Below are 21,241 nucleotides of genomic sequence, written 5' to 3'. Positions count from 1 at the left end.
CACATCGCTTGTGGGGGTGTCCACAAGCGGCGCCGGACTCAACTGCGCAACAAGTTCTTGAGCACGTTTTGCAAGCGGCGGGCTGTGGCTTCCTCGTGGGGGCCTGACAGCACCTGCGCCACATCCTGAGCCCAGGTTTCGCTGGGGCCAGGCTGGTTGCGCTGGGTCAGCAATTGCAACTGCAGGGCGCGGCGTTCGCTGAGTTTGTCTGCAGGCGTCGGCACATCGGCCGCCATCTCCAGGCGCAGCAAGGCGGTGGCTGCAGGGGTTTTGGGCTCGGCGCTCACGGCTTGGGCCCAGGCCTGGCGGGTGGAGGCGTTGACGCCTTTGCCCAGCTCCTGCACCGTGGGCAAGGCCTCGGCCTGGCGCTCTTGCCAAGCCGTCATCACTCGGCCCAGGGTCTCGCCATGCGCCTGAGCGGCCAGCTTGCGCAGCGACATTTCGGCGCGCTCCAGGGCTTCGCGTTGCGCGCGGAAAGCCGCATCACCCAGACGTGGGCCTCGGTCTTCACGGGGTGCGCGGTCGCCAAAACGGTCGCCGCCGCGTTCAGCACCACGGTCGCCAAAACGGCCCGCGCCTGGTCCGCGGTCACCCCCGGGGCGCGCGCCGCGCTCGCCAGGGCGGCCATCACGTCGGCCGTCGCGCCCGGCAGGGGCTTCGGCGCGCTTTTGGCCAGGACGGTCGTCGCCGCGCACGGCCACCACGGGTTTGGCAGGCTTGGGGGCCACAACGGGTGCCGCAGGCTGCTCTTGGCTTGCGCTGTCAGATTCTGCCTCCGTTGATCCAGCCTCGCTGGCTTGTTCATCCGCCGGAGCCTCAGCGGCAGTAGTCGCTGCTGAAGCCTCCTCCCCTTGGGTCTCGGCCGACGCGTCAGGCGTGGGCGCAGCCACTGGGTTGGCAGTTGAAGTCGCGGCAGACTGGGCGGCTTGCGCCTGCAAGGCTTGACCACGCAAGGCGGCATCGAGGGCGGCCATGGCGGCGCGGATCTTGGCCGCATCGCCGCTGGCATTGGCAGCGTCCAGCGCTTTGGAGGCGTCGATGACCGCGCGGTCATGGGCACTCACGGGGCCTGCAGCCTGCGGGCGCTCTGTGCCTTTGCGCTGGAACGCTTCGTCCAGGGGGGCGCGGAACACTTCCCACAATTTTTGTTCGGTCTTGCGGTCCAGCGGCACCGACTGCGCTTCCACTTGCCAGCGCTGCTGCAGGGCCTTGACTGCGTCCACACGCAAAGCCGGTGCAGCGCCCACTTCGCGCGCTTCGTTGATCAGGGCTTGGCGACGCTCAATGCTGGCTTTTTGCGCCGCTTCGAGGCGGGCCGCTGCGGCTTTGAAAATGCCTTTCCATTGGCCCTGCATTTCGCCAAAGGCCTTCTCGCTCAGGTGTCCGGCATTGCGCCAACGGTCGGCAAACTGGTGCAGGGCGCGCAACTGGGCACGCCAGTCTTCGCTTTGGGCGTTCTCTGCGGTCCAGGCTTTGACCTCGTCCATCAGCGCCACGCGCTGGGCGCGTTGGTCGGCCGAGTCTTTTTTCATCTGCTCGAGCCAGGCCAACACGGTTTTGTAGGCCTCGTTGCAAGCCGCATCAAAGCGCTTCCACAGCGCATGGTTGGGCAGGCCTCCTTGGTCGATTTGCTTCCAGCTGTCGCGAAGTTGGCGCAGCTTGTCCTGCATTTTTCGGCCACCCACGGTGGGGGCTTTGTTGGCGTCCAGCAGGGCTTCGGCCTGGGTGACCAGCTCGGTGCGCACCTGATCGGCCAGCCAGCGCTGCCAGCCTTCGGCGTCGCCGCCCGCCGTCAAGGCCTTGTGCAGACGCTCGTCCAGGCTGGTGTCCAGATGCTTGCCATGGGTCTTGAGCGCATGGCGCAAGGCCACGGTGGCCTCGGCAGGCGAGGCTTCTTGGGCTTCGGTGAGTTGCTTTTCCAGCACCTGCAAAACCTCGGTCACGGCCGCCATGGCTTGCTCGCGCAAGGCCTGGCGCTGGGCCGGGTCGATTTTGGGTTTGGCCGGTTTTTCGGCGGGTTCTGTTTTGGCGGTCTTGGCAGGCTTGGCCGATTCGGCAGCTGCAGCGGCGTGCTGCGGCAATTCACCCCGCTGTCGGCGGATCTCATCGGCCCACACGGGCACGGGGGGCAAGGCGGCCGAAGCGTCGGTTTGGGCCAGAGCGGCCACGACTGCTGCGGCCGAAAAGCCATCCCACACCGCCTGCAGTTGTTTGCCTGCAGCATCCAGCTGGGGCGGGTACTTCAGATCCACGCTGGGCCAGACGCTGTTGTGCGTCAGGGCCTGGGCCTGGTTTTGCCACTGCATCACATCGGCCTGCAAGCCGGTTTGTCCACCCAGTGCCTCGGCCAGAGATTTGGTCGACAAGACCTCGATGCGCTGGGCCAAAAGCACGGCCGCTTCGCGCTGCACCATGACCTGATGTTGCAAGTCTTCTACGCCCTTGACCACTTCGGCCAAACGCTGCTTGAAGCCAGCCAAGGGCTCGCGTGACAGCGGAGCCCCGGCTTTGGCGGCATCGCGCTGCCAGGCCAACGCATCGGCAATGTTCAGACGCGGTGCTTGCAGCAACTGCTCAGCTTTTTGGGCCCATTCGGTGGCCAAGGACTCTTGCCCGTGCAGGCGTTTGATGTCGTCGAGCTTTTCCTTGAGCAACTTGGCCACGCCCTTGTCGCGACCCGAGAGTTCACGGTACACCTCGGACATGAGGTCCTCAGAAGGCTCGGTCAGCAACCACTCGCGCAGGCGAGCGCTGCGCTCACCCGAGGTGGGGGCATTGAAAATCCCGGACGTCAAGGCATCCAGAGAGGCGAGGTCAAAAGGCTTGGAGGTTGAATTCACGGTAAAAACTTTAAAAACACGGTGCTTGCCCACGGGGCATCCGGACCGACTTGGCTGGGCTTGCAAAAGCAAAACAAGCCATTGGGCATCAAACGTCTATTTTCGCCGGTATTTGAACAGCTCAGGGCGTTAGCGCAGATTCAGGTGAATTCTCTGTTCAATTGCCAACACCCAGAATTTTGATATTCCAATTTTCAACAATCAAATCAAATCATTATGCTTGACGGGTTATTAAAAATTCCTAAAATCCGCCAAGCTTGGAACATCAGGGATAACCCCATAGCACCACCGAGCCGGGCTCTACAGGCCAACATGCCGACCTTGTGATGGGTCGCGCACCCCCATCATTCAAGTGAGCGTTACCCAGATAACCGCCCCTTGGCATCAGAGGAGTTCAATGACAGCAAGCATCAAGTGGAGCCGCATCAGGCTGGTTTTAGCGACCTTGATTTTCGACGTGCGTGAAGGATTTGTGGAAATCACCAGGCACAGCCTGGCCGTGATCGGTTTGGCGGTGGTCGCCACGGCCCTGACATTTGCCGCCCGCCCTGGCCTGCAACAATCGGCCAGTGAAACCCTGATGGGTTGGCTCCAATTGCGCCAGACCCATCAAGTTCAAGCCCAGGAAACACCTGCGGCGCTAACGGCGGCCGAGCGTTCCACGGCCACCCCCACCCAAGAGCTGAACAGTGAACAACTGGCGGTGACCCACTGGCTGAGCCGCAAATACAAGATCTCGCCCGAGCCCTTGGCCGCGTTGGTGTCCGAAGCCTGGTCTTTGGGCGAGCGCAGTCAGATTTCCCCCACATTGATCCTGGCCATCATGGCCATCGAGTCGCGCTTCAATCCTTTTGCATCGGGCAGCCAAGGCGGCATGGGCCTGATGCAAATCGAGCCAGACGCGCACAGCTCGGCCTTGTCACCCTTTGGTGGCAGATTGGCCGCTTTTGACCCCCTGACCAACCTGAGAATCGGCACGCGCCACCTGCAGGCCTTGATTCAGAATGCCAGCTCACTGGAAGATGCCTTGCAGCTGTATGCGAGGGATTCCGGCCAAACACAAGACAGCCTCTATGTCGACAAGGTCCTGGCCGAGCAAAAGCTGCTGGACAATGCTGGCAAGGGTCAGAAAACTGCGCTGGCAAACAGAACAAACCCTCTCTGAGCAAAAAGAGACCCGCCCATCTTCACGCTGTTGCCAAGAACGGCCTGGCGGCTGGGCTAAACTCTATGGGTGCGCGACTGGCGATAGGAGCCTGTTTTCTCAGCAAAACAGAACACTCTGACGTGGAGCGTGGTGACCCGACTCACTGCCGAACCACTGGGAAGCGCACAGCCTGACCGGGCGTTTGTCTTCATCCGGACCAGGTTTTAAGCCGTTCGCCTGGGCAGCCCTTGTCCGTTCACGCCGGGTTCTGGTCAAGGTCACCTCCATCCAAAGGACTGCCATGTACAACCGCAACACACTGATTGAACAAACCGACCCCGAACTGTTTGCCGCCATCCAGGCCGAAAACGCGCGTCAAGAACACCACATCGAGCTGATCGCGAGCGAAAACTACGCCTCGCCCGCCGTGATGGCCGCCCAAGGCAGCCAGCTCACCAACAAGTACGCCGAAGGCTATCCGGGCAAGCGCTACTACGGTGGCTGCGAGCATGTGGACGTGGCCGAGCAACTGGCCATTGACCGCATCAAACAAATCTTTGGCGCAGAAGCCGCCAACGTGCAGCCGCACTGCGGTGCATCGGCCAACGAGGCCGTGTTCCTGGCGTTCCTCAAGCCCGGCGACACCATCATGGGCATGAGCCTGGCCGAAGGGGGCCACCTGACCCACGGCATGCCGCTGAACATCTCGGGCAAGTGGTTCAACGTGGTGTCTTACGGTTTGGACGCCAACGAAGCCATCGACTACGACGCGATGGAAGCCAAGGCCCGCGAAACCAAACCCAAGCTGATCATTGCAGGCGCTTCGGCCTACTCTTTGCACATCGACTGGGCGCGCTTTGCCAAAGTGGCCAAGGAAGTCGGCGCCATCTTTTTGGTGGACATGGCCCACTACGCGGGTCTGATTGCTGCGGGCGTCTACCCCAACCCCGTGCCCCACGCTGATGTGGTCACCTCCACCACCCACAAGAGCCTGCGCGGCCCCCGTGGCGGCATCATCTTGATGAAGGCCGAGCACGAGAAAGCCATCAACAGCGCCATCTTCCCCGGCCTGCAAGGCGGCCCGCTGATGCACGTGATCGCGGCCAAGGCGGTGGCCTTCAAGGAAGCTTTGGCCCCTGAGTTCAAGGCCTACCAAGCCCAAGTGATCAAGAACGCACAAATCATCGCCGAGACCTTGACCGCTCGCGGCCTGCGCATCGTCAGCGGCGGCACCCAGAGCCACGTCATGCTGGTGGACCTGCGGGCCAAGGGCATCACCGGCAAAGTGGCCGAAGCCGCTTTGGGCAGCGCCCACATGACCATCAACAAAAACGCCATCCCGAACGACCCTGAAAAGCCGTTTGTGACCAGCGGCGTGCGCATCGGCACCCCGGCCATGACCACACGCGGCTTCAAGGACGAAGAAGCCCGCGCCACCGCCCACCTGATCGCCGATGTGCTGGACAACCCGCTGGACGAAGCCAACTTGGCCGCTGTGCGCGCCAAGGTGCACGCGCTGACCAGCCGCTTCCCGGTTTACGGCTGATCGGCCCCCAAGATGAAATGCCCGTTTTGCAGCCACCTCGAAACCCAGGTGGTCGAGACCCGTTTGGCCGAGGACGGAGATTTCATCCGGCGTCGTCGCCAATGCGGGGCCTGTGAGAAGCGCTTCACCACCTACGAAAAGCCGGAAGTCAACTTTCCGGCCATCGTCAAAAAAGACGGCAGGCGCATCGATTACCAGCGCGACAAACTGCGTGGCAGCTTGAACCTGGCTTTGCGCAAGCGGCCCGTGAGCACCGAACAGGTGGACAGCGCCATCGAGCGGATTGAGGAAAACCTGCTGAACCTGGGCATCCGTGAAGTGGCCTCCCACCGCATTGGCGAGTTGGTCATGCGCGAGCTCAAAAAGCTCGACAAAGTGGCCTATGTGCGCTTTGCCAGTGTGTACCGTAACTTCGAAGACATCGACGCGTTCAAGACACTGGTCGACGAAGTGCAGCGATAAGAGACCGCCCTGAGCCAGCGCGGGTGCATAGCCTAAAACCCACCCTCAGCAATTCGCACCTTCCTGGCGATCGGCTTTTTCCAGCCGGGGCTTGCCCACCGCGTTGATCACCACCCGCCAGACATGGGCTTGCCCTGCCCCACACAGGGTCAAGGTCCCCGCCTGAAAGGCACCCGTGGTGCTTTGGCTGCGGCCTTGTGGGCCGTAAGAGATGTAGCGGTCCACCGTGTTATTGCCTTGCAGCGTCAAAAAGCCTGGCAAGGCTTCGTGCAACTGCAGCACGGTCTCAGCCGGCTCGCGACGGCCGCTGTCGTTGCCATCGACAAACACCACCCAGCCTTGCGCCCAGGTGCCCTCTGTGGCGCATTCAGGCCCCGCATGGGCTGCAGTTGATCGCACACACAAGGTCACGCGCTGCTGGCGGCGCAAGGCCTCGGAACGCGCCAGCAGCAAGCTGGCCTGCAGTTGCTCCGCATGACTTTGCATCTGGTGCTTTTGCCTCAAGCCTTGGAGGCTGGGCGCTGCCAAAGACAACAGCACCGCCAGCAAAGCCAAAACCACCAGCGCTTCGAGCAGCGTGAAACCCCGGTTGTGCATGAGCGGCCCTCCCTCTGGGTCTGTCCAAAATTGTCCCGATTCAGCCTGTGATGGCCCTTTATTGACCACCCTTTGACCGGCTGTACAAGTGATTATTAAGTATTCACAATGACAAACCCAAGCGAGGAGAGTGACATGCGTTGTTCCCAAGGAAGCGTTGTGGTGTGCGCACCAACAAGCCAAACCGGCTGGACCCTCAGCGAATTGCTGGTCAGCCTGGCCTTGATGGCCGTCCTGGCGGCTGTTGCCTTGCCCGCGTTTCAGACGCAGCAGCGCCAAGCTCGGCGCAGCGATGCGCAAAGCGCCTTGCAGCAACTGCAACTGGCCCAAGCCCGTTGGCGTGGCACCCAAAGCAGCCATGCTGCCGATTTGGCCAGCCTAGGCTGGGCGGGCGACTTGTCCCCTGGCGGTCATTACCGCCTGGCGATTGAAGACGCCAGCAGTGAAGGCTACAGCCTGATCGCCACCCCCATCGGCGCGCAAGCGCGCGACAGCACCTGCGCCCCCATGCGCCTGCAACTGCGGCACATGGCCACCGTGGTGTTCAGCAGCGGAGCCGATCTGGCCAGCGATCCGGGTCGCTGCTGGCGGCAGTGAGTCGCTCGTGGCTGCGCTCCGCATGCACCCGCTTGACCGGCCGATAACCCTGCGTGCGGCTCGGCACAAAACGAATGGCCCTGCGGCATTGGGCGTCGCGGGCCAGACCTGTGACCGTCAATCGCGTACGCAAGCAGGCGAAACACTGGTGGGCTTATTGGTGGGCCTGGGCGTGGGTTTGGTGGTACTGGCCGCAGGCAGCCAGATGCTGGCCCAGCAAATGCAAGGCCATCGGCTGGCCCTGCAAGACAGCCATGTGCACCACGACCTGCGCTCGGCGCTGGACAACATCGCCCGGGAGTTGCGCCAGGCACAGTCTCTCGGACAAGCCTGGCGTGGGCGTGGCACGGCGCAATGCGGTGACGCTTTTTGCGGGGGCCAAGCCGACTTGCGGGTGGAGGGCCAGCGCATCGGCTTTGGGCTCGACCACAACCTCGACGGCCAGCTGGACAACAACGAGTGTTCAGGCTTTCGGTTGAAGGACCACGAGCTGCAGATTCGCACCGCCTGTACACCCGAGGTCTGGACCGATTTGACCGATGCAGGCAGCCTGAAAATGACCGGCTTGGCTTGGCAGGTGCACTGCGAAAAACGTGGGCGCTGGGTGGCGCGTTGGGTGACGGTGCAGCTCAGTGCGCAGTGGCCGCGCGACGCCACACGGACCCTGAGCCTGTCGCAAACCGTGTCGCTGCGCAACGACGTGCCCGCCTCGCCCTGGCCTGCGGCGTGTGGGGCCGCCCCATGATCGGCCTGCTTGCGCAGCGCCATCTCGCAGCCCCATCGGATCGCGCGGGGCACAAGGCGCACAAGAGACGCCAGGGGCGAAAGGCGTTAGAGGGACAGTCGGGGGCCATCAGTTTGCTGGTGGCGATCAGCCTGACGCTGCTGGCGAGTCTGGCCAGTTTTTACAGCGCCCGCAGTGTGCTGGTGGACCGCCTGGCCAGCCACAACCAAAGCCAGGCCGCTCAGGCGAGGCTGGCCGCCGAAGCCGCCCTGGCCTGGGCGCGGGCCGAGATGCAGCGGCAACACGCCAGCAGTCAGGCGCCACCCGTCTGGGGCCCGGGCACAGGCACCGCGCCCTGTCCTGCCGCCTTCAGCGGTCCACGTTGGCAGTGCGTGGCCCTGCAGCCACCTGCACACCCGGGCCTGCCCGACGCCGTGGCAAAAGTGCTGGCCGTGCGCGACCTGATCCGCTCGCCCCATGTGGCCCAATTGTTGGCCAGCGCCAGCTTGAAAGATGGCACAAGCCGTGCGCAGGTCCAGGCACAAGTCTTCATCCCCACCGTGGCTCCAGCCCCACCTCACCCCAACACAGCGGCCGTGGTGCTCCACGGCTGCACTTTGGCCGCCAAACCTTCGACCCAGATGGCTGCCAGCAGCGGAACATCCAACACAGGGGCCAGCACTTGCCCCACCAGCACCAGCCCCCCCAGCCCTGGCACTTGCACGCCAGCTGCCTGGACCAGCGTGCTGGGCGACATCACCCCCGATCAGATCTGGGCCTGGTCAGAGGCGCAGTCGCGCAACGGCCTGAATGCCCTGAGCCAACCCGCACGCAGCGTTTATTGGGTGGACAGCCCCGCCACCTGGAGCCAAAGTCTGGGCTCAGCAGAGGCCCCTGTGCTGTTGGTGTTTTCGGACCAAGCCTGCGCCCAGCGCTGCCCGTCCATGGCTGCGGGTGTGCGCGTGGTGGGCACCGTGGTTCTGCAAACCCAATGCCAGGATGACAGAGCCCGGGCTTGGCACGCCGGGCACATCGAAGGGCAGTTGGTGGTGGCGTCGGGCTTGCCCGAATTGCAAGCCGGCAGCCGCATCGAGGGCCGTGAACTGGCCCAAGCCCCTTACCGACTGCCATGGCCCGCAGGCATGGACGCGCGCCAGGTGCAACGCGTGCCTGGCAGCTGGCGCGAGGGCGGGCCATGAGCAACCGGTTCAGCCAAAACCCCGCCCTCAAATGGCCTCCTCGCACGCCATCCCGGTGCGGGATGCAAGGCATGGCACTGATCGAAGCGCTGGTGGCCTCGGCGGTGCTGGGCATAGGGCTGGCCGCAGCCACGCGCCTGACCTTGCACACCCTGCACACCGCCAGCGACACGCGCCAGCGCACGGTGGCCCTGGCCCTCGCCCTGGACGCCATGGACTGCCACCAGTCGGGCCGCACAGGCTGCGCCTTGCAAGTCTCCAGCACGGTCCAAGGCACGACCTACAGCCTGCAAGTCCAGCTGCAATCGCGCCCCGGCCTGGCCTTGGAGGACCTGCAGGTGCGTGTGCAGTGGCCGACCTCAGGACCGGCTTTGGGCACAGTGGGTGGCCATTTGGGTGGAGGCCTTGGCGCAGGCGCGGCCGGGCAGGCCCAGCCGCACACGGGCGAACTCGTTGTGCACAGCAGCCGCGATGCGGTACCCGTCTGGCTTGGCGTATCCTTGCCATGATTTGCTGCACCCGACATTCGCCGTGACCCTTTCGACCCCGACACCCCCTGCCGACCGCCCCCTGCACCCGGCCATGAATTTGGCATTAAGCCTGGCCCGCCAGGCCCTGTGGCTGACTTCGCCCAACCCGCGTGTGGGCTGCGTCATCACCGCCGCCGATGGCTCGGTGCTGGGCCTTGGCCACACCCAGCGGGCAGGCGGCCCACATGCCGAGGTCATGGCCCTGCAGGGCGCAGCCGAACGCGGGCACAGCGTGCAAGGCGCCACCGCCTGGGTGACGCTAGAACCCTGCGCCCACCAAGGCCGCACCGGACCTTGCTGCGACGCGCTGGCGGCAGCAGGCATTGGCCGCGTGGTGGCGGCCATGACCGACCCCAACCCAAAAGTCGCAGGCCAAGGCATGGCGCGGCTGGCGGCGGCGGGTGTGCAGACCGAAACACTGAACCCGCAGGACGACATCGCCGTGCAAGCCCGTGAGCTGAACATCGGCTTTTTCAGCCGCATGGAACGTGGCCTGCCCTGGGTGCGCATGAAAGTGGCGGCCTCACTGGACGGCCAAACCGCTTTGCAAAACGGCCAAAGCCAGTGGATCACCGGGCCCGAGGCCCGCGCCGATGGGCACGCCTGGCGTGCCCGCGCCTGCGCCATCTTGACCGGCATCGGCACCGTGCTCGAAGACGATCCGCAACTGAACGTGCGCGGCCTGAACGTGCCGCGCCAGCCGCACCTGGTGGCGGTGGACAGCCGCCTCGACATGCCCTTGAGCGCCCAACTGCTGGACACCCAAGGCGCAGGCGATCAGGCCAGGCAAATCTGGATTTACACGGCAGTTGACCCTACCAACGCTGCTCAAGCCGAGAAACGCGCCGCCCTGTGCGCACGCGGCGTCACCGTGATCGACATGCCCGGCCCAGGCGGCAAAGTCGATCTGGCCACCATGCTGCGCGACCTGGCACGGCGCGAAATCAACGAGCTGCATGTGGAAGCCGGCCACAAGCTCAACGGCTCCTTCATCCGCGAGGGACTGGTCGACGAGTATTTGGTCTACCTCGCCCCCCAACTGCTGGGGCCTGGCCAAGGCATGGCCAATTTGCCGGTGCTGACGGCGCTGAGCGATGCGGTCCAGCTGGGCTTTCACGCGGTGGACCGCATCGGACCGGACTTGCGACTGCTGCTGCGCCGGGTCTGAGGCTTCAGAACGCCAGCGTCTTCACGCCTTCAGAAGTGCCCAGCAAACACACTTGGGCTTTTTGCAGCGCAAACACCCCCACCGTCACCACACCCGGCCACTGGCTGACGGTGTTTTCAAAAGCCACCGGGTCGGTGATCTTCAAACCCTTCACATCGACGATGTGCTGGCCGTTGTCGGTCACCAGCGGCTGGCCGTCTTTGAGGCGCACAGCGGCCGTCCCGCCCATGGCCGCGAACTGGCGCATCACCCGGGCGGTGGCCATGGGGATCACTTCCACGGGCAAGGGAAAAGCGCCCAGCGCATCCACCAACTTGCTCTCGTCCGCGATGCAGACAAACTGTTGGCTCTGGGCCGCCACAATTTTTTCGCGGGTGAGCGCCGCGCCGCCACCCTTGACCATGTGGCCTTGGTGGTCGATCTCGTCTGCGCCGTCGATGTACACCGACAGGCTCTCGACCTCGTTGCTGTCAAACACCGGAATGCCCAAGGCCTTCAGGCGCACGGTGGAGGCTTCAGAGCTGGACACCGCGCCCTTGATCTGGTCTTTCATGCTGGCCAGCGCGTCGATGAATTTATTGACCGTGGAGCCGGTGCCCACGCCGACGATCTCGCCGGGGACAACGTATTTCAGGGCGGCTTGGCCCACCAGGGCTTTGAGTTCGTCTTGGGACATGAAAGGGGCTCGGTTGGAAAGTCAAAAAGGCGGGCCGGGGTTTGAGACAATCGGAGCAACCGATCCCTACACAACACCTCCTGCACCAGCCCGGAATTATCCAATGTCCCTGATCCCTTATTGCCTGACCCGCCCTGTTTTGTTCAGGATGGACCCCGAAGAGGCCCACGACTTGACCATCGAAGGCCTGGCCCGCACCCAGAACACCCCACTTGATCGCCTTTACCGCCAACCCTTTGTGGCGCAGCCCATCACGCTGGCGGGTCTGCATTTCCCCAATCGGGTCGGCATGGCTGCGGGTCTGGACAAAAACGCCCGCTGCATCGACGGTCTGGGCGCCATGGGTTTTGGCTTTGTCGAAGTCGGCACCGTCACCCCCAAGGCGCAGCCGGGCAACCCCAAGCCGCGCATGTTCCGCCTGCCCGAAGCCAACGCGCTGATCAACCGCCTGGGTTTTAACAACGACGGGCTCGACGCCTTCATCGCCAACGTCAAGCGCTCCAAGTTTCGCCAGCAGGGCCGCCTGCTGGGTCTCAACATCGGCAAAAACGCCGCCACGCCGATTGAAAACGCCACCGACGACTATTTGATCGCGCTGGCCGGCGTTTACCCGCACGCCGACTATGTGACGGTGAACATCTCCAGCCCCAACACCAAAAATCTGCGCGCCCTGCAAAGCGACGAGGCGCTCGACGGCCTGCTGGGCGCCCTGGTGGCGCGGCGCGAAGAACTGGCCGCCGAACACGGCCGCCGCGTGCCCATGTTCCTCAAAATCGCCCCCGATCTGGACGAAACCCAAGTGGGCGTCATTGCCGCCACCCTGCAAAAGCACGGCATGGACGGCGTGATCGCCACCAACACCACGCTGGCGCGAGACGCCGTGAGCGGCTTGGCGCACGCCGAAGAAACCGGCGGCCTGTCCGGCTCGCCCGTGCTCGAAGGCAGCAACCGCGTGATCCGCGGGCTGCGCGCCGCCTTAGGCAAAGATTTCCCCATCATTGGCGTGGGCGGCATCCTGAGCGGGCACGACGCGATCTCCAAAATAGAAGCCGGGGCCGACGTGGTGCAGATCTACACCGGCCTCATCTACAAAGGCCCGGCGCTGGTGACCGAGGTGGCGAGTGCGTTGCAGCAGATGAAGCGCTGAAGCAAAGCGCTGAAGATCAGCCTGCATTGACCCCGTGTGATCATTCCTTGAAGTAAACCAGCTGGTGCGTGCTCGCCAGCAGTTGGCCTTCTGGGCTCCACAGCTCGCCGGTCTGGTCAAAGTAGCCGTGGCGGTAATTCAGTGCCGTGGCCACGCCCAGCACATGGCGCGTACCCACTTGCGCCAGCAAGGCGCTGTCGGCGTGGAAATAGGTGGTGAGGGACACGGTGCCGATCATCGCCCGGCGACGGCGGCGGATGTAAATACGCGGGAAAAAGCTGTCGCTCAAGGCCGCCAGCGAGGCGAAGTCCAAGGCCCGTTCGGGCTCGTCGCGCACCCACAGGGTGGAGCGCGAGTGGGTCTGTTCTTGTTCGTCAAAAGTCGTTGGGAAAGCCCCTTCGACAAAGCGCATGTCGTAGCGCTGCGGCCAGGCGGGCATGCCTTTGACGGGCATGCGGGACAAGGCATCAGGCTCGGGCAGGTTGGCGGGCATGACCGCTTCGACATCCGACCAGGTCTCGCGCCGAACGGCGAACACAGCGGTGGCCGTAGCCACCACGCCTTCTGCTTGATGGGCTTCGATGATCCAGTGTTGGGTCGAGCGGTTGGTGCGCACGGGCCGCGCCACCAAGCGGATGTCACCATCGGCCACCGGCGCGGCAAAATTGACCGTGAGCGCCACCGGCTCGCCCAGGCGCTCGGGGTGCAGCATGGCGGACTGGATCAACTGCGCAGCGGTGGTTCCACCAAAGGGGCCCACCATGTTGGCGTAAGCCGGGTGGGTCGCGCCTGTGAATTCGTGGGGCGCTTGCGCAAGTGCAGAGGCGCGCAGGTCAATGGCTTCGTCGAATGGGTGCATGCGCTCGATGATAGGCGCGCCCTGGCACGCCACGCTGTCCCAAAAGCATCAAGCCAGGCGTGCGCAGACCTCTTCAGCGATGGCCAAAGAGCTGGTCAAACCCGGCGACTCGATGCCCAGCAGGTTCACCAGACCCGGCACGCCGTGCTCGGCCGGGCCCTGGACCATGAAGTCGGCCGCTGCTTCGTTCGGGGCATTGATCTTGGGACGCATGCCCGCATAACCCGGCTGCAAGGCACCGTCTTGCAGGGCAGGCCAGTATTTGCGCACCTCGGCATAAAAAGCGTCGCCCCGGCGCGGGTCGACTTGCAGGTCAGCAGGATCCTGAACCCACTGGACATCAGGCCCGAACTTGGCCTGACCGCCCAGATCGAGCGTGAGGTGCACACCCAGCCCGGCCGCTTCGGGCACGGGGTAGATCAAACGCGAAAACGGGGCCTTGCCCGCCAGCGTGAAGTAATTGCCTTTGGCGAAATACGCCAAGGGCAGCCGGCTGTTATCAAGACCCTCCATGGCGCGTGCCACCGCCACGGCGTTCAAGCCTGCGGCGTTGACCAGCACCTTGCAAGCCAGCTCGGTGCCGTCTTGCGAGGTCACGCGGATCGGGTGGGTGGCGGTGCCATGCTTGAGACCGATGTGCTGCACGGGTGAGACCAGGGCCAGCAGGCCGCCAGCGTTTTCCATGTCGCCTTGCAGGGCGAGCATGAGGCCGTGGCTGTCCACTACACCCGTGCTGGGCGAAAGCAATGCGGCTTCGCAGGCCAGCGCGGGCTCCAGCGCCCGGGCCTCGGCGGCACTGAGTTTTTGCAGGTCATGCACGCCGTTGGCAGCTGCCTTGGCCCGGATGCCGTCCAGCGCCAGCACTTGCTCGGGGCTGGTGGCCACGATCAACTTGCCCAGGCGCTGGTGCGCCACACCGCGCTCGGCGCAATAGGCGTAAAGCATTTGCTTGCCCTGCACACACAGCCGCGCCTTGAGCGAGCCCGCCGGGTAGTAAATACCCGCATGGATGACCTCGCTGTTGCGCGAGCTGGTGCCCGTGCCAATCGCATTTTCCGATTCGAGCACCAGCACTTCGCGGCCCGACAGCGCCAGCGCCCGCCCCACAGCCAGGCCGACCACGCCGGCCCCGATCACGACAGCATCAACTTGTTCCATGGGCTCCATTGTGTCGCAGGCTGAGCGCCTCACCGCCTCGGGTGACACCCGCAAGACAGACACGGGCAACGCGCACGGGCAGACTGCCCAACATTCAACAAGGAGACCGTTTCATGTCACTGTTCAATCTCAAAGGCAAAGTCGCTGTGGTGACGGGTTCGAGCCGGGGCATTGGCCGCTCCATTGCGCACCAGCTGGCCATCGCCGGGGCCAAAGTGGTGGTGTCCAGCCGCAAGCAAGACGCTTGCGAGGCGGTGGTCAAAGAGATTCAGGCCGCTGGCGGCGAGGCGATGGCGATTGCGGCCAGCATCTCCAGCAAGGAGCAACTGCAAAACCTGATCGCGCAGACCCGTGAGACTTGGGGCGTGATCGACATCCTGGTGTGCAACGCGGCCACCAACCCCTATTACGGCCCGGCCACGGGCATGAGCGACGAGGTGTTTGACAAGGTCATGCGCAACAACGTGTTGTCGAACGCCTGGCTGTGCAACCTGGTGTACCCCGACATGAAGGCCCAAAAGGATGGCGCCATCGTGATCGTGTCGTCCATTGGCGGATTGCACGGTTCGTCGGTGATTGGCGCTTACAACCTGTCCAAGGCGGCCGACATGCAGCTGGCGCGTAACCTGGCAGTGGAATGGGGCCCGGACAACATACGCGTGAACTGCATTGCGCCGGGCTTGATCAAGACGGACTTTGCCAAGGCACTGCACGAAGACCCGGTGCTGAGTGCCAAGTACAACAGCCAGGCCCCTTTGCGCCGCATGGGTGAGGCGGATGACATTGGCGGCATCGCGGTGTTTTTGGCGAGCCCAGCGGCAAATTACGTGACGGGTCAGACCGTGGTGGCCGATGGCGGGATGATGATTCGCTGATTTACTTGTTTTGCGAGGTCCGCTGAGAATGGGGTGGGGCCGGGCGCCTCATGCTGGGGTACCAGAAATCGGCACCCGGCCCCACCCCATTCTCAGCTGCATGGTTGATCTCAGACAGTCAAAGGGCATTTCGAAAACGAAGATTTGTCCAAGGGCCCCATTGACTTTCGGCCCCTCAAAGCACAAAGCCCGCATAAGCGGGCTTTGTGACTTGAAGGCCGACGGGATCAGCCGAAGTTCTTCTCTGCAAACGACCAGTTCACCAGTTTGTCGAGGAAAGTCTCAACGAACTTGGGACGCATGTTGCGGTAGTCGATGTAGTAAGCGTGCTCCCACACGTCCACAGTCAGCAAGGCAGTATCGCCAGTGGTCAGCGGGGTGCCGGCAGCGCCCATGTTGACGATGTCCACCGAGCCGTCGGCTTTCTTGACCAGCCATGTCCAGCCGGAGCCGAAGTTGCCCACGGCGCTCTTGACGAAGGCTTCCTTGAAAGCGGCGTAGCTGCCGAATTTGGCGTTGATGGCTGTGGCCAATGCGCCTGTGGGCTCGCCACCGCCATTGGGCTTCATGCAGTTCCAGAAGAAGGTGTGGTTCCAGATCTGGGCAGAGTTGTTGTAGACGCCGCCGCTGGACTTCTTGATGATTTCTTCGAGGGACATGCTCTCGAATTCAGTGCCTTTTTGCAGGTTGTTCAGGTTCACCACATAAGCGTTGTGGTGCTTGCCGTGGTGAAACTCCAGGGTTTCCTGGCTGTAATGAGGTGCCAAAGCGTCGATTGCGTAAGGCAGTGCGGGCAAGGTGTGTTCCATGGGGATGTCCTTTTGTTGTTGCGGGTTGAGGAAAGACCTGAGCATTTTAGGGTCTGTGTGATCGCCCTTTTGAGTGACAGGTCACTGCGCAAGAGCCTTGAACGGTTTGACATCGACCATCTCCGCCACATTCCACACCGTCCACCGCCGTCATGGGCCGGGGCCTGGGCACCGATTTTGGGTACTCCCTCATGAGGTGCCCAGGCCCCGGCCCATGGCGGCTTAACCTCAACGGTTGACCCGATGCGGCCCCCCCCCCAAACAGCTGAGCCGTCAAACAAAACTCAAGGGGTCACCGTCAAAGGCACGTCCCCATCCGCCAAAGTAGCCCGCACCGCCTGGCCCGGCTGAAACTGGGCCGCATGGGTCAAGGCCTGGCCGCGCTCATCGCTGAGCCAGGCATAACCACGCTCCAACACCTGACGCGGATCCACCGACGACAAACGCAAAGCGGCCCGCTCCAGGCGCTGGGCGCGTTGCGGCAACTGCTGAGCCCGGTTGAAACCCAAACGGTCGCTCAGACGCTCCAACTGGTGACCCTGCCCCAGCCATTGGCTTTGCACCCCAGCCTGCAAACGACCGGCCAAGCGGTCCAGCCACTGGCTGTGCTGGCCCAGCAAGGCCTGCGGGCGGCCCAGCCGTGATGCCACCGCATTCAGCCGCTGACTCTGTCGCTCTTGTTGACGGACCAAACCCACACCCAAGCGCGCCGCCACCGCATCCAAACGTTGCGCTTGGCGGTCTTGCTGTCGCAACAGCCCCCGGCCGAGGCGATGCGCCAGCACCGACAGGGCTTCCAGACCCGCACCCCGGTCGGTCGCGGCCATCTCGGCCGCGGCCGTGGGCGTCGGGGCACGCACGTCGGCCACAAAATCAGCGATGGTGAAATCCGTCTCGTGGCCCACGCCGCAAATCAGCGGCACCGGACTTTGGGCGATCAAACGGGCCAGATTTTCGTCGTTGAAGGACCACAGGTCCTCCATAGAGCCGCCGCCGCGCACCAACAAAATCACGTCCACGGGCGGACACAGCGGGTTGTCTTCTGCCGTCAAAGCGTACATATTTTGCAAGGCCTGCGCCAGCGTGGCCGCAGCGCCAGCGCCCTGCACCAAGGCCGGGGCCATCAGCACCGGAATGTGCGGCACGCGCCGCTGCAAGGCGGTCACCACGTCGTGCCAGGCGGCTGCGCCCAAAGACGTGACCACCCCAATGGCACGAGGCTGGGTGGGCAAAGCACGTTTGTGCGCGGGGTCGAACAGGCCCTCGGCTTCGAGCTTGGCCTTCAGACGCAAAAACTGCTCAAACAGCGCGCCCTGCCCTGCGCGCTCCATGGATTCGACGATCAGCTGCAGATCGCCCCGGGCTTCGTACACACCCAAACGACCCCGCACTTCGACCAATTCGCCATCGCGCGGCGCAAAGTCCATCAAACTGGCGGCACGCCGAAACATGGCGCAGCGGATCTGACCTGTGTCGTCCTTGATGGAAAAATAACAATGTCCACTTGCGGCACGCGAAAACCCCGAAATCTCACCGCGCAAGGTGACCGGGTTGAACTGGGCGTCCAGGCTTTCAGCCACCGCGCGGCACAGCGCTGACACCGTCCAGGCTCGGGTTTTTTTCATTTCTGAAGGACTCATGTCCTCGATTGTCCTACAGCCGGCAGACGCTTCGCCGCAGCCTCCGTCAGCCAGTCTTCCACAGGCTTGAACGAGGCCATCGGCCAAGGCACAAGACCGACACCATGTTCTGGTAAAAACTCAAGTCCTTGATTCAGTTGATTTTTTTCATCTTTAATGCGTATATCGAAACATATATATAAAACTTAAAAATTCAAAATACACAACCAAGCCCGAACTTCTTCACAAAGTTATCCACAGCCCCAACAACCCCTTGAATGCGTGCTGGCCATGTGCTGAGCGCGGGCCTGGAACGCAAGTCATCGTCCATAATCACGTGCTTTTGTCACTTTGTCTCCCGAAGAAGGAACTGTTTTGTTATCCATCATTCAGGCCGCTGGATGGCCCATCTGGCCGCTGATTTTGTGCTCCGTTTTGGCTTTGGCCTTGATCCTTGAGCGCCTGTTTCAGCTGCGTGCCCACAAAGTCATGCCCGCCCAGACACTGGAACAGGCTGTAGAAATCACCCGTCGCGGTGTTCCACCCGAAGAGACGGTGCTGCAACTTGAAAAAAAAGGCGTGCTCGGTCCCGTTTTGGCCAGCGGACTGCGCTGCCTGCAAAAAAACCCTGCCGCCTCTGATGAGGACATCCGGGCGCACATGGAAATGGCGGGCCGCTTGGCGGGCCGACATCTGGAGCGCTACCTGACAGCCTTGGGCACCATCGCTTCAGCAGCCCCTTTGCTGGGATTGCTCGGCACCGTCATCGGCATGATCGAGATTTTTGCGGCCCAGACCGCAGGCTCCAGTCAACCGGCCCAACTGGCCTATGGCATCTCTGTGGCGCTGTACAACACCGCATTTGGTTTGATCGTGGCCATTCCGGCACTCATGTTCTGGCGCTATTTCAGATCCCTGGTGGACAATATGCTGCTGTCGATGGAGGTGGCCAGTGAACAATTTGCCCGCCACTTGAGCCATCTGCGCCACTGAACGAGTCCGCTGTGAACTTTCGCCAACGCACCCCCTCGGCCGAGCCCGAGATCAACCTCATCCCCTTCATCGATGTTTTGTTGGTGGTGCTCATCTTTTTGATGCTCACCACCACCTGGTCTCGCCTGACCGAAATCAACATGACCCTGCCCCTGGCAGACGCCCAAAAGCAAAAAGATCGGCCACAGCAGATTGTCTTGTCGGTCACCGCCCATGGCCAATATGCGGTGAACAAATCCCCCATCGAAGGCACTTCGGTGAGTGCTTTGGCGGCCGTTTTGGGCCCCCTGGCCTCCAAAGAAGCGACCTTGGTGATCAGCGCCGATGCCCAAGCCAGCCACCAATCGGTCGTCAACGCCATGGAAGCGGCCCGCCGCACGGGGCTGTCTCAAATCACCTTCGCCACCCAGTCACCCGAGCCCTCCGGCTCCTGACACCCTATGCACCTGTCCGCCTGGCTGCACCAGCAATTGCCACGGGTCTGGACTTCGCGGGGCCTGTTCGCATGGGTGTTGCGGCCCATTTCCTTTGTGCATGCAGCCGTGCTGGCCGCCCGCAGTCTGGTCTGGCGCATGGGCTGGCGGCAAGCCCATCGCTTGCCGGTGCCGGTGATTGTCGTGGGCAATGTGGTGGCCGGCGGTGCAGGCAAAACCCCTTTGACCATGGCCTTGGTGCAGCATTTGCAACAAAGGGGCTGGCATGTGGGCGTGATTTCTCGTGGCCATGGCCGCCAGACGCGCGACACCCGCGCTGTCATGCCCGACAGCCTGCCCGCCGATGTGGGCGACGAGCCCTTGCTGATCCGTCAAAAAACCGGCGCGCCCGTTTGGGTGGCGGCCGCACGCGCCGAAGCCGGGCGTGCCTTGTTGCAAGCCCACCCCGAAGTCAATTTGCTGGTGTGCGACGACGGCCTGCAGCACTGGGCCCTGGCACGGGACCTGGAAATATGCGTGATGGACGAGCGCGGCGTGGGCAACGGCTGGCTGCTGCCGGCCGGGCCTTTGCGTGAGCCCTGGCCCCGGCCAGTGGGCTTGTTGCTGCACACCGGAGACAACGGCTTGCCGGGCGGCTTTCAGGCGCAGCGCCAGTTGGCCCCAATGGCGCACGATGCGCAAGGCCGCAGCCTGGCTTTGTCCAGCCTGATCGATCAGCCCGTCGATGCAGTCGCCGGTCTGGCCCGCCCCGAGGCATTTTTTGCCATGCTGCGGGCCACCGGTCTGCAACTGCATCACACGACCGCTTTGCCCGACCATTTTGACTACGCAAATGGAGCGCCAGTTGGCACGGATCGCCCCTTGCTGTGCACCGAAAAAGACGCGGCCAAGCTCTGGCAGCACCAGCCCAGGGCACTGGCCGTGCCCTTGGTGCTGACGCCCGAAGCCGCGTTTTGGCTGGCGCTGGACCAGCGTTTGGCCGAAAAACCCTTCCGCTGAAAGCCCCCAACCAGGCAGCTTGCGCTGAGCTGCAACCCCTGCCCGGCGGGTCCTGCACCGTTATCATTGCCCCATGGACACCAAACTGCTTGAACTGCTGGTCTGCCCGGTCACCAAAGGACCGCTGGATTTTGACCGCGAGACCCAGGAGCTGCTTTCGCGCAGCGCCCGACTGGCCTACCCCGTGCGCAAGGGCATTCCGATCTTGCTCGAAAACGAAGCGCGCACCTTGAGCGACGAAGAAATCGAGAAACTGGCCGCTTTGCGCCCCCCGCTCTGAAAGACCACGCATGCGTCTGGCCCCTCACCCAAGCGACTTCAGCGTCCTGATCCCCGCGCGCATGGCGTCCAGTCGCCTGCCGAACAAACCCCTTGCCGACATCGCCGGACTGCCCATGGTGGTGCGCGTGGCCAAGCGCGCCATGCTGTCAAACGCTGGCCAAGTGGTGGTGGCCGCCGATGATGAACGCATCGTGGCCGCCTGCGCGGACCACGGCGTGCAAGCCCTTTTGACCCGCCAGGACCACGTCAGCGGCAGCGACCGCTTGGCTGAAGCTTGCCAGCTGCTGGGCCTGAGCGATGAGGCCGTTGTGGTCAACGTGCAAGGCGACGAGCCCTTGATCGATCCCGCACTGATTGACCAGGTGGCCCAGCTGCTCATCGAACGGCCCGAAGCCAGCATGAGCACAGCCGCCCATGCCATCAGCCAACTGGTCGACTTCTGCAACCCGAATATCGTCAAAGTGGTCACGGACGCCCGCCAGATGGCGCTGTACTTCAGCCGCGCACCCATTCCTTGGTGGCGCGATGGGCAAACCGCTGGCAACCCGGGCGGCGAAGCTTTCACCGAACTGCCCAGCCC

The 21,241-nt window shown here is 63.3% G+C and carries 22 protein-coding genes and 1 riboswitch; of the genes, 15 read left to right on the top strand and 7 right to left on the bottom strand.

Annotated elements, in window-relative coordinates; all coding sequences use genetic code 11:
* Positions 1 to 38 precede the first annotated feature (38 nt).
* The gene (locus QZ190_RS11180) at positions 39 to 2,840 is read right to left on the bottom strand and encodes a DUF349 domain-containing protein (protein WP_291916243.1); all 2,802 of its coding nucleotides are present in this window, start codon (positions 2,838 to 2,840) and stop codon (positions 39 to 41) included.
* A 397-nt stretch (positions 2,841 to 3,237) separates the two neighbouring features.
* Here QZ190_RS11180 and QZ190_RS11175 point away from each other — a divergent pair, with 397 nt between their 5' ends.
* The 3 genes from QZ190_RS11175 to nrdR all read left to right on the top strand — a co-directional run bounded on the left by QZ190_RS11175 (position 3,238) and on the right by nrdR (position 5,995).
* Complete coding sequence (locus QZ190_RS11175) at positions 3,238 to 4,005, top strand: lytic transglycosylase domain-containing protein (protein ID WP_291916240.1); 768 nt, start codon at positions 3,238 to 3,240, stop codon at positions 4,003 to 4,005.
* A gap of 63 nt (positions 4,006 to 4,068) precedes the next feature.
* Positions 4,069 to 4,237: riboswitch (ZMP/ZTP riboswitch) on the top strand.
* A gap of 51 nt (positions 4,238 to 4,288) precedes the next feature.
* On the top strand, positions 4,289 to 5,533 hold the full coding sequence (glyA, locus tag QZ190_RS11170; protein ID WP_291916238.1) for a serine hydroxymethyltransferase: 1,245 nt from the start codon (positions 4,289 to 4,291) through the stop codon (positions 5,531 to 5,533).
* Between the two features lie 12 nt (positions 5,534 to 5,545).
* Positions 5,546 to 5,995, top strand: a complete 450-nt coding sequence (gene nrdR, locus QZ190_RS11165; RefSeq protein WP_062405178.1) for a transcriptional regulator NrdR — start codon at positions 5,546 to 5,548, stop codon at positions 5,993 to 5,995.
* A 45-nt stretch (positions 5,996 to 6,040) separates the two neighbouring features.
* On the opposite strand, the gene QZ190_RS11160 is transcribed toward nrdR, so the two are convergent.
* Positions 6,041 to 6,592: a GspH/FimT family protein gene (locus QZ190_RS11160; protein WP_291916233.1), complete on the bottom strand. Its 552-nt coding sequence runs from the start codon at positions 6,590 to 6,592 to the stop codon at positions 6,041 to 6,043.
* A 135-nt stretch (positions 6,593 to 6,727) separates the two neighbouring features.
* Between QZ190_RS11160 and QZ190_RS11155 the strand changes: the two genes are divergently transcribed.
* From QZ190_RS11155 to ribD, 5 genes are all read left to right on the top strand, one after another.
* Complete coding sequence (locus QZ190_RS11155; protein ID WP_291916229.1) at positions 6,728 to 7,189, top strand: type IV pilin protein; 462 nt, start codon at positions 6,728 to 6,730, stop codon at positions 7,187 to 7,189.
* A 22-nt stretch (positions 7,190 to 7,211) separates the two neighbouring features.
* A complete protein-coding gene (locus QZ190_RS11150) occupies positions 7,212 to 7,934 on the top strand; it encodes a hypothetical protein (RefSeq protein ID WP_291916226.1) in 723 nt (240 codons plus the stop codon).
* The gene (locus QZ190_RS11145) at positions 7,931 to 9,112 is read left to right on the top strand and encodes a hypothetical protein (RefSeq protein ID WP_291916224.1); all 1,182 of its coding nucleotides are present in this window, start codon (positions 7,931 to 7,933) and stop codon (positions 9,110 to 9,112) included. The genes QZ190_RS11150 and QZ190_RS11145 overlap by 4 nt, the downstream gene beginning before the upstream one ends.
* Before the next feature lie 71 nt (positions 9,113 to 9,183).
* Complete coding sequence (locus QZ190_RS11140) at positions 9,184 to 9,621, top strand: hypothetical protein (protein WP_291916221.1); 438 nt, start codon at positions 9,184 to 9,186, stop codon at positions 9,619 to 9,621.
* Between the two features lie 73 nt (positions 9,622 to 9,694).
* Complete coding sequence (ribD, locus tag QZ190_RS11135; RefSeq protein ID WP_291916220.1) at positions 9,695 to 10,810, top strand: bifunctional diaminohydroxyphosphoribosylaminopyrimidine deaminase/5-amino-6-(5-phosphoribosylamino)uracil reductase RibD; 1,116 nt, start codon at positions 9,695 to 9,697, stop codon at positions 10,808 to 10,810.
* 4 nt (positions 10,811 to 10,814) lie between these two features.
* On the opposite strand, the gene rpiA is transcribed toward ribD, so the two are convergent.
* Positions 10,815 to 11,486, bottom strand: coding sequence for a ribose-5-phosphate isomerase RpiA (gene rpiA / locus QZ190_RS11130; protein WP_291916217.1), 672 nt, complete (start codon positions 11,484 to 11,486; stop codon positions 10,815 to 10,817).
* Positions 11,487 to 11,589: 103 nt separating this feature from the next.
* On the opposite strand from rpiA, the gene QZ190_RS11125 reads away from it, so the two are divergent.
* On the top strand, positions 11,590 to 12,633 hold the full coding sequence (locus QZ190_RS11125) for a quinone-dependent dihydroorotate dehydrogenase (RefSeq protein ID WP_090138851.1): 1,044 nt from the start codon (positions 11,590 to 11,592) through the stop codon (positions 12,631 to 12,633).
* Positions 12,634 to 12,673: 40 nt separating this feature from the next.
* Here QZ190_RS11125 and QZ190_RS11120 read toward each other — a convergent pair whose 3' ends face one another.
* Positions 12,674 to 13,492: a thioesterase family protein gene (locus tag QZ190_RS11120; protein WP_291916210.1), complete on the bottom strand. Its 819-nt coding sequence runs from the start codon at positions 13,490 to 13,492 to the stop codon at positions 12,674 to 12,676.
* A gap of 48 nt (positions 13,493 to 13,540) precedes the next feature.
* A complete protein-coding gene (locus QZ190_RS11115) occupies positions 13,541 to 14,650 on the bottom strand; it encodes an NAD(P)/FAD-dependent oxidoreductase (protein ID WP_291916207.1) in 1,110 nt (369 codons plus the stop codon).
* Between the two features lie 113 nt (positions 14,651 to 14,763).
* On the opposite strand from QZ190_RS11115, the gene QZ190_RS11110 reads away from it, so the two are divergent.
* A complete protein-coding gene (locus tag QZ190_RS11110; RefSeq protein ID WP_291916204.1) occupies positions 14,764 to 15,525 on the top strand; it encodes an SDR family NAD(P)-dependent oxidoreductase in 762 nt (253 codons plus the stop codon).
* Between the two features lie 227 nt (positions 15,526 to 15,752).
* Here QZ190_RS11110 and QZ190_RS11105 read toward each other — a convergent pair whose 3' ends face one another.
* Together QZ190_RS11105 and xseA are read right to left on the bottom strand one after the other, a co-directional pair.
* Positions 15,753 to 16,334: a Fe-Mn family superoxide dismutase gene (locus QZ190_RS11105; RefSeq protein ID WP_019431287.1), complete on the bottom strand. Its 582-nt coding sequence runs from the start codon at positions 16,332 to 16,334 to the stop codon at positions 15,753 to 15,755.
* A 284-nt stretch (positions 16,335 to 16,618) separates the two neighbouring features.
* Complete coding sequence (gene xseA, locus QZ190_RS11100) at positions 16,619 to 17,974, bottom strand: exodeoxyribonuclease VII large subunit (RefSeq protein ID WP_291916199.1); 1,356 nt, start codon at positions 17,972 to 17,974, stop codon at positions 16,619 to 16,621.
* Between the two features lie 354 nt (positions 17,975 to 18,328).
* Between xseA and QZ190_RS11095 the strand changes: the two genes are divergently transcribed.
* From QZ190_RS11095 to kdsB, 5 genes are all read left to right on the top strand, one after another.
* Entirely contained in the window at positions 18,329 to 18,946 is a 618-nt protein-coding gene (locus QZ190_RS11095) for a MotA/TolQ/ExbB proton channel family protein (RefSeq protein WP_291916195.1), read from the top strand.
* Between the two features lie 11 nt (positions 18,947 to 18,957).
* Positions 18,958 to 19,380 (top strand): biopolymer transporter ExbD, encoded by a 423-nt coding sequence (locus tag QZ190_RS11090; RefSeq protein WP_291916193.1) that lies wholly within the window; start codon positions 18,958 to 18,960, stop codon positions 19,378 to 19,380.
* A gap of 6 nt (positions 19,381 to 19,386) precedes the next feature.
* Positions 19,387 to 20,379 (top strand): tetraacyldisaccharide 4'-kinase, encoded by a 993-nt coding sequence (lpxK, locus tag QZ190_RS11085; protein WP_291916191.1) that lies wholly within the window; start codon positions 19,387 to 19,389, stop codon positions 20,377 to 20,379.
* Between the two features lie 73 nt (positions 20,380 to 20,452).
* A complete protein-coding gene (locus QZ190_RS11080) occupies positions 20,453 to 20,659 on the top strand; it encodes a Trm112 family protein (protein ID WP_108353913.1) in 207 nt (68 codons plus the stop codon).
* Between the two features lie 10 nt (positions 20,660 to 20,669).
* The coding region (kdsB, locus tag QZ190_RS11075) for a 3-deoxy-manno-octulosonate cytidylyltransferase (RefSeq protein ID WP_291916183.1) at positions 20,670 to 21,241 on the top strand (572 nt) is incomplete at its 3' end.

This window comes from Limnohabitans sp. (genome assembly GCF_017848645.1).
In the GTDB taxonomy this organism is placed as follows: domain Bacteria; phylum Pseudomonadota; class Gammaproteobacteria; order Burkholderiales; family Burkholderiaceae_C; genus Limnohabitans_A.
This window is presented reverse-complemented; position numbering and strand designations above follow the sequence as displayed.

What these genes read in the sequence shown, in the direction of transcription:
- QZ190_RS11175 (WP_291916240.1), top strand. Translation starts at nt 3,238, where the DNA reads ATGACAGCAAGCATCAAGTGGAGCCGCATCAGGCTGGTTTTAGCGACC.
- glyA (WP_291916238.1), top strand. Translation starts at nt 4,289, where the DNA reads ATGTACAACCGCAACACACTGATTGAACAAACCGACCCCGAACTGTTT.
- nrdR (WP_062405178.1), top strand. Translation starts at nt 5,546, where the DNA reads ATGAAATGCCCGTTTTGCAGCCACCTCGAAACCCAGGTGGTCGAGACC.
- QZ190_RS11160 (WP_291916233.1), bottom strand. Translation starts at nt 6,592, where the DNA reads ATGCACAACCGGGGTTTCACGCTGCTCGAAGCGCTGGTGGTTTTGGCT.
- QZ190_RS11155 (WP_291916229.1), top strand. Translation starts at nt 6,728, where the DNA reads ATGCGTTGTTCCCAAGGAAGCGTTGTGGTGTGCGCACCAACAAGCCAA.
- QZ190_RS11150 (WP_291916226.1), top strand. Translation starts at nt 7,212, where the DNA reads ATGCACCCGCTTGACCGGCCGATAACCCTGCGTGCGGCTCGGCACAAA.
- QZ190_RS11145 (WP_291916224.1), top strand. Translation starts at nt 7,931, where the DNA reads ATGATCGGCCTGCTTGCGCAGCGCCATCTCGCAGCCCCATCGGATCGC.
- QZ190_RS11140 (WP_291916221.1), top strand. Translation starts at nt 9,184, where the DNA reads ATGGCACTGATCGAAGCGCTGGTGGCCTCGGCGGTGCTGGGCATAGGG.
- ribD (WP_291916220.1), top strand. Translation starts at nt 9,695, where the DNA reads ATGAATTTGGCATTAAGCCTGGCCCGCCAGGCCCTGTGGCTGACTTCG.
- rpiA (WP_291916217.1), bottom strand. Translation starts at nt 11,486, where the DNA reads ATGTCCCAAGACGAACTCAAAGCCCTGGTGGGCCAAGCCGCCCTGAAA.
- QZ190_RS11125 (WP_090138851.1), top strand. Translation starts at nt 11,590, where the DNA reads ATGTCCCTGATCCCTTATTGCCTGACCCGCCCTGTTTTGTTCAGGATG.
- QZ190_RS11120 (WP_291916210.1), bottom strand. Translation starts at nt 13,492, where the DNA reads ATGCACCCATTCGACGAAGCCATTGACCTGCGCGCCTCTGCACTTGCG.
- QZ190_RS11115 (WP_291916207.1), bottom strand. Translation starts at nt 14,650, where the DNA reads ATGGAACAAGTTGATGCTGTCGTGATCGGGGCCGGCGTGGTCGGCCTG.
- QZ190_RS11110 (WP_291916204.1), top strand. Translation starts at nt 14,764, where the DNA reads ATGTCACTGTTCAATCTCAAAGGCAAAGTCGCTGTGGTGACGGGTTCG.
- QZ190_RS11105 (WP_019431287.1), bottom strand. Translation starts at nt 16,334, where the DNA reads ATGGAACACACCTTGCCCGCACTGCCTTACGCAATCGACGCTTTGGCA.
- xseA (WP_291916199.1), bottom strand. Translation starts at nt 17,974, where the DNA reads ATGAGTCCTTCAGAAATGAAAAAAACCCGAGCCTGGACGGTGTCAGCG.
- lpxK (WP_291916191.1), top strand. Translation starts at nt 19,387, where the DNA reads ATGCACCTGTCCGCCTGGCTGCACCAGCAATTGCCACGGGTCTGGACT.
- QZ190_RS11080 (WP_108353913.1), top strand. Translation starts at nt 20,453, where the DNA reads ATGGACACCAAACTGCTTGAACTGCTGGTCTGCCCGGTCACCAAAGGA.